The organism is Tenacibaculum maritimum NCIMB 2154, assembly GCF_900119795.1.
Taxonomy (GTDB): Bacteria; Bacteroidota; Bacteroidia; order Flavobacteriales; family Flavobacteriaceae; genus Polaribacter; species Polaribacter maritimus.
Map to the genome: position 1 here is coordinate 1,283,865 of NZ_LT634361.1, position 12,138 is coordinate 1,296,002.

Sequence of the window (12,138 nt, forward strand, 5' to 3'; positions counted from 1 at the left end):
AATTAAAGAAAGGCTTTAATATTTTTTTTGTTAAAGTTTTGTAAATCTAAGAGTTGTCGTAAATTCCTAAAAGCTTAGAAATATGTATCTTTGAGATGAAATTTTATACCTTAATATTTATGAAAATAATAGCCATGATTCCGGCAAGATACAGCGCTTCGAGATTTCCTGGTAAACTAATGAAAGATTTAGGAGGAAAGCCAGTTATTGTGAGAACATATGAGGCAGCTATTAAAACAAATTTATTTGATGATGTTTTTGTGGTTACTGATTCTGATATAATAAGTGAAGCTATTAAAGTTGCAAACGGAAATGTGATTAAAAGTGTAAAAGAGCATGAGTGTGGATCAGATAGAATTGCTGAAGCAGTTAAAGAAATGGAGGTGGATATTGTTGTTAATGTACAAGGAGATGAGCCTTTTATAGATATGGAGTCTTTGGAAAAGTTAATAACTGTTTTTAAAAAAGATGATAAAAAAGAAGTAGATTTAGCATCATTAATGGTTCATATTACGAATAAAGAAGATATTGAGAACCCTAATAATGTAAAAGTTATTACAGATAATAATAAAGTTGCATTGTATTTTTCGAGAAGTCCCATACCGTATCATAGAGATAAAAATATTGAAGTAAAATATTATAAGCACAAAGGAGTTTATGCTTTTAGGAAAGAGGCATTAATTGACTTTTATCATTTACCAATGACTCCTCTAGAGTCAGCTGAAAAGATAGAGTGTATCCGATATTTAGAAGTAGGGAAAAAAATTAAGATGGTTGAAACAGAAGTAGAGGCAGTTGGAATTGATACTCCTGAAGATTTAGAAAAAGCGATAAAATATTTGTCAGAAAATGAATAAAGAAATAAAAGTTATTGCATTTGATGCAGATGATACTCTTTGGGTGAATGAAACTTATTTTAGAGAAGCAGAGAGAAGATTTGCAAAATTATTATCAGCATACGAGACAGAGAATAAAATAGACCAAGAATTATTTAAAACAGAAATCAAAAATCTAACGATATACGGATATGGAGTGAAAGGCTTTATGTTATCAATGGTTGAAAGCGCTCTAGAACTATCTAATTATCGTATCAGTCAACAAGCTATAGAAGAAATTTTAGATATAGGAAAGGAAATGCTTGAAAAACCTATAGAATTATTGGAAGGAGTAGAAGAGGTTTTACAAAACCTACAAGGAAAATATAAGTTGATTGTTGCAACTAAAGGAGATTTATTAGATCAAGAGCGAAAATTGGAACAATCTGGAATAGCAACATACTTTCATCATATTGAAGTGATGAGCGATAAAAAGGTTGAAGATTATCAGAAACTGCTTAAGCATTTAGATATAGTCCCCTCAGAGTTGTTGATGGTAGGGAATTCATTAAGGTCAGATATCTTACCTTTAATAAAAATAGGAGCTTCAGCTATTCATGTCCCTTTTCATACAACTTGGGCACATGAAGAGGTAACTAAAGAAGAGCAATCTGATACGGCTTACATTACCGTTTCTGAAATAAAAAATATTTTAAAATATATAAGCGCTTAGATAAAATAGACTAAATTTGCGTGGTATAAATAAAACAAATTATGGCAAGCATAAAAAACTTAAAAAAAGACATTAACTATACGTTAGGAGATATCATTGAAGAATGCTATGTATGGGAATTGTTAAACCCAAAAGCTGATACTAAAAAATCAGAAGTAATTATAGATGAAGCAATAGCTACTTTTGATGCTTTACTGGAAAAAGTAAATGCCAAAGATATAGAAAATAAAAAAGTACATTATAAAGGAATTAGTGCAGAGTTAGAAAGTAAGGCAAGAGAGCTAGTTTCTAAGGTAAATAGCTTATAATTATTGAGTTATATATTGTATAGAATCCAGTTTTTTTAAACTGGATTTTTTTTTAATTTAATTTTAACATTTCAAAAGAGAATAAAATTTCGTACCTTACGTTTTGTTATTAACTAATCCCCCTAAAGAAAGTTATGGCTAGAGCAATGTTTGAATACACAAAAACGATACTTAGAAAAGTAAGTTTTAACAGCGATTTATTTTGTAAAGAATTAGAGAAAGCATTACAAAGATTATTACCTTATGAAGTTAATGAGTTAACAATATGGTTAAAAGGGTTTGTATCTAATAAACCAGAACTCTATGCTTGTATGGCATTGATAGAAATAAAGCAGAAAGAAAAAGTTTAACAAAAAAAGACAGAGTCTTTTTAAAAAGCTCTGTCTAAGAAAAGGGAAGAGTATTACTAGGAAGCTTTTTATTTAAAATTCCTTTTATTACGTAGTTTACGTATAAGTTTCCTATGAAATTCCCTTTCAGAGATTTCTAGTTTTATGATTTTTTTATAAGAAAGTATCTGAGGAAGTTGGTTATAGAAATTCTCACTAATTTGGTTGATCTGTTGGTTTAAAGATCTAATTTTAAAGAAGAGATCTTTAGCTTTACTTTCATTTAGAGCAGCTATACCGCCTTGTTTTGCTATGCGCTTTTTAAGCTTAAATTTACTTTCATGTCGTAATTCATTAACTGCTTTATCGTATTTATTATACAAAGGCCAAAATTTAGAAGCTTCTTTTTCGGTCAAATCAAGTCGTTCTGTTAAATAAGCTATTTTATAAGCACGTATTTTTTCTTTACTTCCTTTTTTAGCTTGCCCCAGCATAGTAGTACGGCATAAAAAAAGTGTAAAAATAATTGTAATAATAGTTGTTTTCCCCATAATTCTATCGTATTTCGTCAATTAAAGTTGTTGTATTTATATTTTCTAAATAAGTTTCGATATCATGATCTTTAGTAGAATTTAAAAAGTTATCATCATCAAAATCAGACTGTTCTAAAGTAGTAGCTATTTCATCACTGTCAACGGTTCCATATCCGTTTTCATACCAATTTTCAATATCAATAGCCGTAATTTCATCGAAAGTAATAGCTTTGCTTCCAAAAGTGAAATAATTAAGCGCAATAAAAAGTAAAACAGAGGCGGCAGCTATCGTGGGAATAAGTTGTCTTACTTTCTGAAAGAATGTTTGTGCAGGAAATTTTTTTGTCTTGGAAAGGATGTTATCTTCTATAAAGTCAAAGTATTGGGGAGGGGTTTTAAAACCATGTGATTTAGGTAAATTTTCTTCTAAGATTTTGCAATAAAAAGAGTCTTCTATAGAATTAAAATATTCATTTTCTATAGAAAACCCTGATGTTATTTTAGGACCAGACAATAAATTATTATTTGAATGTTTATTTTCCATGCTTGTTATGCTAAGACTATTGTTATCATAAAAGGTTTAATTTGAGTTCGTTTTTATGTATTTTTCAATCTTTTTAACGGCATGATGATAAGAAGTTTTTAGTGCTCCTATGGAAGTGTCTAAAACATCTGAAATATCACTATATTTCATATTGTCAAAATATTTCATATTAAATACTAATTGTTGTTTTCTAGGCAATGTAGCAATTGCTTTTTGCAGAATGAGTTGAATTTCATTTCCAGAAAACCAACTATCGCTTTCTAAGTTAGAAATGAGTACCTGTTGCATTTCTGAAACGTCAAGATGATTACTTTTTGCTCGTTTATTGATAAAAGTAATGGCTTCATTAGTAGCAATACGATATAGCCAAGAATATAACTTACTTTCTTGATTAAAATTATCTATATTTTTAAAAACCTTAATAAAAGTGTTTTGTAAAACATCATCTGCATCATCGTGAGAAATTACAATTTTACGTATATGCCAATACAAACGCTCTTTGTATAAAGATATCAAAGTGCGAAATGCTTGCTCTTTAGTGCTGGCATTTTGTAAGTTGCTTATTAAGGTAATTTCTTCCGTCAATTGATTGGTTTTGGTATTAGACTTTCAAAAAATGTAAAGGTTTAAAAATATAACTACATTTTATGAAAAAAGGAGAACTTTTTACGTTCTCCTTTTTATTTTTAAATTTAGCTTCTTCTACGAGACCCAAACAGTCTATTACTTTTAATCGTTTCAGGAATTCCTTTCGGCAACATTTCTTCCCATCCATCATCATCATTTTTAATCATTTTCAGTACTTTTCTAGAGAAAATGTGTAGAATTTCTGGGTCAAAATCTTTAATATCAACAAGCCTTCCGTTATGTTTGAAAAACTTGTAGAGTTCTTTCATACGAGGATGAACTTTTAAGTTTTCACTAGTAATAAACTCTCCTGTTTCCTTTTCTTTATAGGGGTACATATATACTTTTAAGTCTTTATAAAAAAGCTTACCAAAGGCTTCTAATATTCCGCCACTTACATTTCTATAGTATTTTTCATCAAAAATTTGGATAAGGTTATAAACTCCCATAGCCAAGGCCATACGTTCTTTAGTAAATTCGCTAAAATATTCTACGAGTTTATAATATTCTTGGAAGTTGGTAATCATTACATTTTGACCTAATGAGCAAAGTAATTCTGCTCGATCTAAAAAGTCTCTTTCATTAATTTCTCCTTCCGCACGTAAGTTGCTAAGTGTAATTTCAAAGATAATTTGAGATTTTTTAGGATTTACTTTGTTTTCACTAAAGAAAAGCTCCTTAGATTTTTCAAACATATCCATATTAACTTTAGTTACAGGTCTAAAGCTACCGCGTAAGGCTAATATGTTTTTTTTGTAAAGAACTTGAGCTGGTAATAAATTATTTCCATCAGGACCAAACATCACAGCGTTGGTCATCCCATTTTTAACTAATTGTAAACTCATCAAACGATTATCTACATAGGTAAAACGAGGTCCAGAGAAATTAATCATGTCAATTTCTAATTTATCATGATCTATATTGTCATAGAATGATTTTACCAAATCTTTAGGATTATCATTCATATAAAAGGCTCCGTAGATAAGGTTAACCCCTAAAACACCAAGAGTTTCTTGTTGTGCTCTAGCTTCTGTTTCCTTAAAACGAAGGTGTAATACAATTTCATTATAATCTTCTAAAGGATCTAATTGGAATCGAATACCTACCCATCCATGACCTTTAAACTTTTTTGAAAAGTTAATAGTGGCCACTGTATTGGCATAACTAAAAAATAATTTGTCAGGATGCTTTGTTCTTGTTAATCTTTCTTCTATTAAATCTATTTCATGAGCTAGCATTTTTTTTAAGCGAGGTTCGGTAACATAGCGTTGATCTACTTCAATACCGTAAATAGCATCTGAAAAATCTTTATCGTAAGCACTCATTGCCTTTGCAATTGTACCAGATGCACCGCCCGCTCTAAAAAAGTTACGAACGGTTTCTTGACCTGCTCCAATTTCAGCAAAGGTTCCATAAATATTTGCATTTAAATTGATTCTTAATGCCTTACTTCTAGTAGTAGGTACGCTACTAATTTTCTTATCTCCTTTTAAAGTAATTGCCATTTGGTTGTTTTTATAACTGGGGCAAAAGTAGTAAAATAAAGAGCTATCAGTCAATTTTTATATTACTTTTGTCCTAATTATGAAGATAACTTTTTTAGGAACAGGAACCTCTCAAGGAATACCAATGATAGCCAATAATCATCCGGTGTGCTTATCTGAAGATGCAAAAGATAAGAGATTACGGTCTTCAATTATGATTTCATGGGGTAATTATAATTATGTTATAGATTGTGGACCTGATTTTAGACAGCAAATGTTACGAGAAAAAGTTCAATCGATAAATGGTATTTTATTTACACATGAACATTCAGATCATACTGCTGGTTTTGATGATATTAGACCTTATTGTTTTCAAATAGGAGAAATGCCTATTTATGGAACAAGCCAAGTGTTTAAAAGTTTGGAGAAGAGGTTTGAATATATTTTTGCTACAGAAAACCGTTACCCAGGAGCTCCCACAGTCGTAAAAAATAGTATTAATGAATCTCCATTTTATTTAGGAGAGGTAAAGGTTACCCCTGTAAAAGTTATGCATGGTAAATTGCCAGTAACGGCTTATAGATTTGGAAATGTAGCTTATTTAACGGATGTAAAAACAGTAGAAAAGAAAGAAAAAGAGAAGCTTTTGGACTTGGACGTTTTGATAGTGAATGCATTGCGATTAGAGACGCACCCTACGCATCTTAATTTGGAAGAGGCTTTAAGTTTAATAGAAGAGTTAAATCCCAAAAAGGCATATTTAACTCATATTTCGCATAAATTAGGATTTCATAAAAGGGTACAGGAAACATTGCCTAATAACATTTTTTTGGCATTTGATGGTTTGCAAATCACATTATAGCATAGGCAAATTCGTTTGGCTTTTTCTCACAACGTAGCTAAGGTTATGTTACTCAAAAAAGACTTCATTAAGGCAAAAAAAACTAAATTTTAGCTTCAAAACAAAAAGTTGAAATCGCTTCAATAAGATGAGGTTATGTATTTAAAAATTCTATAAGCGTATTAATTATTACATTCTTAAAAAGTTTGGAGATCTTATTAGCAATTGTATTTTTACCGCATAAATTATTATAGATCTTTATGAAAATCATTATATCTCCAGCAAAATCATTGGATTTTGAAACAAAAGTGTCAACAACTTTACATACACAGCCTCAGTTTAAAGAAAAATCTGAAAAGCTTAATAAGAAGTTGAAAACATTATCTAGAAAAGAATTATCAGAGTTAATGAAAATTTCTGATGATTTAGCGGCAATGAATTATGATAGAAATCAAGTTTGGGCGCTACCTTTTTCTTTGGAAAATGCGAAACAGGCAGTTTATGCATTTACAGGAGAAGTATATAGAGGAATTGATGTGGCGTCTTTAGATAATGAGAAGTTTCCAATATTGCAAGACCGATTACGTATATTGTCAGGATTATACGGAATGTTAAAGCCATTAGATTTAATACAACCGTATCGATTAGAAATGGGAACTCGTTTAAAAGTTGGAGAAAAAGAAAACTTATATAAATTTTGGGGAGACGATATTGTAGAAGCTTTAAATAGAGAAATACCAGATGATGAATTATTCGTAAACTTAGCAAGTACTGAGTATTTTAAAGTAATACCGAAAAAGAAGCTTAAGGTTCCAATAATTACACCTGTATTTAAAGATTTGAAAAATGGAGAGTATAAAATGATCATGACTTTTGCAAAGAAAGCAAGAGGTATGATGGTTCGTTATATAATAGATAATAATATAACTACTTTGGAAGGTTTAAAAGGATTTAATATTGGAAATTATGGCTTCTCTTCTGAAATGTCAACAGAAACGGAGTTAGTTTTTATAAGATAAAAATAATAGAATGATTCACTATTAACAACATATGTTAATAGTGAATCATTTAAATTTTAGCAGTCGGCTAGCCCAACTGTAATAGCAAGACCTCCTTCTGAAGTTTCTTTGTAATTACGGTTCATATCTTTTGCAGTTTCCCACATTGTATCAATTACTTTATCTAGAGGTACTTTAGCTGTTTTAGGATCGCAGTCTAATGCCAGTTCAGCGGCATTAATAGCTTTGATAGCTCCCATTGCATTTCGTTCAATACAAGGAACTTGTACCAGTCCACCAATAGGGTCGCAAGTCAAACCTAAATGATGCTCCATTGCAATTTCTGCGGCAACTAGGCATTGAGAAGGGGTTCCGCCTAATAGTTCGGTTAAAGCGGCTGCGGCCATTGCTGAAGAAACGCCAATTTCAGCTTGGCACCCGCCCATGGCAGCAGATATGGTTGCATTCTTTTTAAAAATACTCCCTATTTCACCAGCAACGAGTAAGAATTTTTTAATGTGTTGAATATCGGCTTGGTGGTTTTCAATAACCAAATAGTACATCAGAACGGCAGGAATAACCCCTGCGCTGCCATTAGTAGGAGCTGTTACCACCCTTCCCAGAGAGGCATTCACTTCATTTACTGATAAAGCAAAGCAACTGACCCATTTTAGTATTTCTCTAAATTTGACTTCTGTATTTCTGATGGCAGAAATCCATTCGTCAGCATTGTTATAAGAGGCATTTTTAATTAGTTTTTGATGCGTGTCAAAAGCTCTTCTTTTTACATTCAATCCTCCAGGAAGTATGCCTTCTGTATGACAACCTATATACATACATTCAAGCATGGTGTCCCATACCCGTTTTAATTCGTTATTAATTTCATGTTCTGTTTTTAAGACTAATTCATTTCTAAAAACGATTTCTGAAATTGATTTTCCTTCTTTTTTACAATATGCCTCTAATTGAGTAGCTTTGTTTATAGGGAAAGGAAAATTATCTTTAGTGATTTCTATTTCTTCGACGCCTTCTGTTTTTTCTTGAATAACAAAACCTCCTCCAATAGAATAATAAGTTTCAGTAGAAATTTCATTTCCTTTAGAGAAACCTCTAAATGTTAACCCATTTGAGTGGAAAGGTAAAAAATCTTTATTAAAAACTACATTATCAGTAGAGAAAGAAAGTTCTTTTTCTGCATTGAATGATAGTGTATTTGTTTTTTTTATTTTTTCAATGATAAGATCGATGTCATTAATAGGGATATATTCAGGATCTGTTCCACTTAGTCCTAACAAAACGGATAAATCAGTAGCGTGTCCTTTTCCTGTTAAAGATAAAGAGCCATATAAATCTATTCGAATGCCTGTAATTGCATCAAAAATAGCGTCCTTTTTAAGCTTTTGAATCCATTGTTGAGCAGCTCTCCAAGGGCCTAAAGTATGTGAGCTTGATGGACCAACACCAATCTTTAGCATGTCAAATACACTAATAAATTGCGACATAAAATTTAGTTTGTTTGTAGGCGCAAAAATAAAAAAATCTCGTACCGATTTAACACAGTACGAGATTTTATTTGAATAGCAATAGCGTACTACATTCCGTACACAGATTCCTTGTTAAACTCTTTAACTAGTAAATAGTAAACAACAGCTCTATATTTACTTCTCTCAGATTTTCCTATTTTATCAACTACTTTAGCAATAGCATCATCTAATTTAGGACTATCTGATAAGCCTAACTTCTTGATTAAGAAGTTTTTCTTCACAGTTTCTAATTCTTTTGGGTCTGATCCTGATACAGTTTCAGCATCTCTCTTATAAATAGATGGACCTAAGCCTTTGGTTACAGCTTTTAATAAATCTGCATCAAAACTCATGTTTTTATCATCCATAAAATTTTTGTACAATGCTACCTTTTCGTCAAATTTACTCATGCTTTTTGTTTAAATAGGTTAATTCTTTTTTGTCACTTCTCAAATGTAGTAAAAATAATAAATATTACCAATAGAGAATTTTATACACTGGTTAGACGCATAATTCCATGAAAAGTCACAATGTTAATTAAATTGTTGAAAAGAATTTTTGTAACTTTAAAACAGGTATAACAGATATAGTACATTTAAATATAATTTAAGTGTATAAGAACCTGAATTGGGTAAAATAGATTGTTGAACGCTTTTAAGCAGTTAGATTTTTATGATCAAATGCTATAAGGTATTAAAACTCAAAGCCTATGTCACTATCGAAATTTGAATCAATGTTAAAAACAAATAATGTATATTTCTTCGATTCTGTGGAATTCGAAGAAATTATTCAGCATTATTTAGATTCAGGAAAGCATTCATTAGCAAAAAAAGCTGTAAAATTAGGATTAGAGCAGCACCCATCTTCTATAATTTTGAAGTTATTAAAGGTAGAATTACTAGTTTTTGAAGATAAATTAGAGAAAGCTGTAAAATGGCTATCCGAGGTAGAAGCAGTTGAACCGCATAATGAAGAGGTATTCATTCAAAAAGCAATTATTCTTTCGAAAAGAGGAAAGCACAAAAAGGCAGTAAGCATACTAAAAAAAGGGTTAGAGTATTCAAATGAACCTGCTGATATATGGTCTATCATGGGAATGGAGTATTTGTATCTAGATGATTTTGAACATGCAAGACGGAGTTTTGAAAAATGTGTAGCTTTAGACTTTGAGGATTATTCGTCACTATACAATGTAGTATATTGTTTTGATATGAATAATCAGCATCAAGAAGCTGCTACTTTCTTAAAAGAATATATTGATAAAAACCCTTATAGTGAAGTTGCATGGCATCAATTAGGAAGACAATATTTTGTGTTAAATAATTTTGAAGAAGCTTTAAAAGCTTTTGATTATGCTGTAGTAATAGATGAAAGTTTTATTGGTGGTTACTTAGAAAAAGCAAAAACACTTGAAAAATTAGATCGCTATGAAGAAGCTATAGAAAATTATATCATTACAACGGAGCTAGATGATCCTATGGCTTTCGCTTATATAAGAATAGGTAAATGCTTTGAGAAATTGAAAGACGCAGATACGGCTGTAAAATACTATAAGAAAGCAGTACATGAAGATCCGTTATTGGAAAAAGGTTGGGTTTTATTGGCCAATCTATATTACCGAGAGAAAGATTACCAAAAAGCGGTTTATTATATAGGAAAGGCACTTCAAATAGATGATACTAAGGCTTCGTACTGGCGTAAATATGCTGATATAAATTTAAAACTAGATTTTTATGAAGAAGCCATAAAAGCCTTTTATAAATGTATTCAATTAGATGATTTTGCTATTGAGATATATATAGGATTGGCTGATGTGCTACAATTTTTGGGAGATTTTAATGATGCTTTAAAAGTTTTAATAAAGGCTAAAAGAAGGTATGAAAACTTTGCTGAAATAGAATATCGTTTATCTGGGCTATTTATGATATTAGATGAAGAAGCGTATAGTTTAACTCATTTAAAAAATGGATTGGCAATCGATTTTGAATCTCATAGCATTATAAAAGAGTTATATCCAACCGTGTTTGAAAAAGAAAATGTTAAAAAGATAATATCGGAATATAAGGTTTAGAATAAAACTGTACTGATGAATATGCACCCTTTTTATCAAAAGTAAAAAGGGTGTTTTTTGTTTTTTAAGAGGGAGATATGGTTATAAAATGATCTTGAAAACCGAAAACGTTTTCGCATATTTTTGTTAGATAAGCAGTATATTTAGGTAAATTTGAGACTCAGAATTATGAAAGAAATAAAAAAAATAGGAGTTATGACTTCCGGAGGAGATTCTCCAGGAATGAATGCTGCAATTAGATCAGTAGTACGTACATGTGCGTATCACAGTATTAAATGTACAGGAATTTACAGAGGTTATCAAGGAATGATCGAAGGCGATTTCAAAGATCTAGATGCAAGAAGTGTAAAAGGAATTATTAATAAAGGAGGTACCGTTTTAAAATCAGCTAGGTCTAAAGATTTTATGACGGTAGCAGGAAGACAAAAAGCGTATGAGCAATTAAAGAAAAATGAGATTGATGCTTTAGTCGTCATAGGAGGAGATGGAACCTTTACAGGAGCTTTGATTTTTAATAAAGAATTTGATTTTCCAGTGATAGGGATTCCAGGAACAATAGATAATGATATTTATGGAACAACGCATACTTTAGGTTATGATACTACTTTGAATACTGTGGTAGATGTAATTGATAAGATTAGAGATACAGCAAGTTCACATAATCGGTTGTTTTTTGTAGAGGTTATGGGAAGAGATGTAGGGCATATAGCGTTAAATGTAGGAGTAGGAGCTGGAGCGGAAGAGATACTTATTCCGGAAGAAGATTTAGGGCTAGATCGACTATTAGAGTCTTTAAAAAGAAGTAAAGAGTCAGGAAAATCGTCAAGTATTGTAGTTGTAGCAGAAGGGGATAAAATAGGAAAGAATGTATTTGAACTGAAAGATTATGTAGAAGAGCATCTTCCTGAATATGAAGTTAGGGTTTCTGTATTGGGACATATGCAAAGGGGAGGAGCACCTTCATGTTTTGATAGAGTACTCGCTAGTAGAATGGGGGTAAAAGCTGTGGAAAGTTTGTTAGAAGGAAAGTCAAATTACATGGTAGGTTTAATGCATGATAAAATGACCTTGACACCTTTGAAAAAAGCAATTAAAGGGCAGTCTAAAATAGATAAAGAGTTAATTAGAGTTTCGGATATAGTAACGATATAGTACTAATGGAAGTGTTTTAATGGTTTTAGTAGCTTCTGATATATATTATATGTTCAGTTTAGCTTGAATGCAAACATTGTTTCCATAAAAAAAATGCTGAAGTATTTTTGGTCAAAAATGAAGAGAATCTTCTACAAAAAATATTGATTTAAAGGAATGTTTAACTAGGGGTAAAGTGTA

The 12,138-nt window shown here is 31.0% G+C and carries 14 protein-coding genes; 8 read left to right on the forward strand and 6 right to left on the reverse strand.

Annotated elements, in window-relative coordinates; genetic code table 11:
* The first annotated feature begins 119 nt into the window (after positions 1–119).
* The 4 genes from kdsB to MARIT_RS05930 all read left to right on the forward strand — a co-directional run bounded on the left by kdsB (position 120) and on the right by MARIT_RS05930 (position 2,206).
* Positions 120–857, forward strand: a complete 738-nt coding sequence (kdsB, locus tag MARIT_RS05915) for a 3-deoxy-manno-octulosonate cytidylyltransferase (RefSeq protein WP_024741603.1) — start codon at positions 120–122, stop codon at positions 855–857.
* Positions 850–1,548, forward strand: a complete 699-nt coding sequence (locus MARIT_RS05920; RefSeq protein WP_100211042.1) for an HAD family hydrolase — start codon at positions 850–852, stop codon at positions 1,546–1,548. The genes kdsB and MARIT_RS05920 overlap by 8 nt, the downstream gene beginning before the upstream one ends.
* Positions 1,549–1,589: 41 nt before the next feature.
* Positions 1,590–1,856 carry a hypothetical protein gene (locus MARIT_RS05925; protein ID WP_024741605.1) on the forward strand — a complete coding sequence of 89 codons (267 nt, stop codon included), beginning with the start codon at positions 1,590–1,592 and terminating at the stop codon, positions 1,854–1,856.
* 134 nt (positions 1,857–1,990) lie between these two features.
* Entirely contained in the window at positions 1,991–2,206 is a 216-nt protein-coding gene (locus tag MARIT_RS05930) for a hypothetical protein (protein ID WP_024741606.1), read from the forward strand.
* A 68-nt stretch (positions 2,207–2,274) separates the two neighbouring features.
* On the opposite strand, the gene MARIT_RS05935 is transcribed toward MARIT_RS05930, so the two are convergent.
* From MARIT_RS05935 to MARIT_RS05950, 4 genes are all read right to left on the reverse strand, one after another.
* Entirely contained in the window at positions 2,275–2,736 is a 462-nt protein-coding gene (locus MARIT_RS05935; protein ID WP_100211043.1) for a sensor of ECF-type sigma factor, read from the reverse strand.
* A gap of 4 nt (positions 2,737–2,740) precedes the next feature.
* Positions 2,741–3,262 (reverse strand): hypothetical protein, encoded by a 522-nt coding sequence (locus tag MARIT_RS05940; RefSeq protein ID WP_024741608.1) that lies wholly within the window; start codon positions 3,260–3,262, stop codon positions 2,741–2,743.
* Between the two features lie 36 nt (positions 3,263–3,298).
* Positions 3,299–3,847 (reverse strand): RNA polymerase sigma factor, encoded by a 549-nt coding sequence (locus MARIT_RS05945; RefSeq protein ID WP_024741609.1) that lies wholly within the window; start codon positions 3,845–3,847, stop codon positions 3,299–3,301.
* A 107-nt stretch (positions 3,848–3,954) separates the two neighbouring features.
* Positions 3,955–5,394 (reverse strand): hypothetical protein, encoded by a 1,440-nt coding sequence (locus tag MARIT_RS05950; RefSeq protein ID WP_024741610.1) that lies wholly within the window; start codon positions 5,392–5,394, stop codon positions 3,955–3,957.
* A 79-nt stretch (positions 5,395–5,473) separates the two neighbouring features.
* On the opposite strand from MARIT_RS05950, the gene MARIT_RS05955 reads away from it, so the two are divergent.
* Both MARIT_RS05955 and yaaA read left to right on the forward strand, forming a co-directional pair.
* The gene (locus tag MARIT_RS05955) at positions 5,474–6,235 is read left to right on the forward strand and encodes an MBL fold metallo-hydrolase (RefSeq protein ID WP_100211044.1); all 762 of its coding nucleotides are present in this window, start codon (positions 5,474–5,476) and stop codon (positions 6,233–6,235) included.
* A 239-nt stretch (positions 6,236–6,474) separates the two neighbouring features.
* Entirely contained in the window at positions 6,475–7,233 is a 759-nt protein-coding gene (gene yaaA, locus MARIT_RS05960) for a peroxide stress protein YaaA (protein WP_100211045.1), read from the forward strand.
* 56 nt (positions 7,234–7,289) lie between these two features.
* Here yaaA and MARIT_RS05965 read toward each other — a convergent pair whose 3' ends face one another.
* Together MARIT_RS05965 and MARIT_RS05970 are read right to left on the reverse strand one after the other, a co-directional pair.
* Positions 7,290–8,714 carry an L-serine ammonia-lyase gene (locus MARIT_RS05965; protein WP_100211046.1) on the reverse strand — a complete coding sequence of 475 codons (1,425 nt, stop codon included), beginning with the start codon at positions 8,712–8,714 and terminating at the stop codon, positions 7,290–7,292.
* Positions 8,715–8,803: 89 nt separating this feature from the next.
* Entirely contained in the window at positions 8,804–9,145 is a 342-nt protein-coding gene (locus tag MARIT_RS05970) for a DUF2853 family protein (protein ID WP_024741614.1), read from the reverse strand.
* A gap of 299 nt (positions 9,146–9,444) precedes the next feature.
* Between MARIT_RS05970 and MARIT_RS05975 the strand changes: the two genes are divergently transcribed.
* Both MARIT_RS05975 and pfkA read left to right on the forward strand, forming a co-directional pair.
* The gene (locus MARIT_RS05975; RefSeq protein WP_024741615.1) at positions 9,445–10,806 is read left to right on the forward strand and encodes a tetratricopeptide repeat protein; all 1,362 of its coding nucleotides are present in this window, start codon (positions 9,445–9,447) and stop codon (positions 10,804–10,806) included.
* 165 nt (positions 10,807–10,971) lie between these two features.
* The gene (pfkA, locus tag MARIT_RS05980) at positions 10,972–11,958 is read left to right on the forward strand and encodes a 6-phosphofructokinase (protein WP_024741616.1); all 987 of its coding nucleotides are present in this window, start codon (positions 10,972–10,974) and stop codon (positions 11,956–11,958) included.
* Positions 11,959–12,138 lie beyond the last annotated feature (180 nt).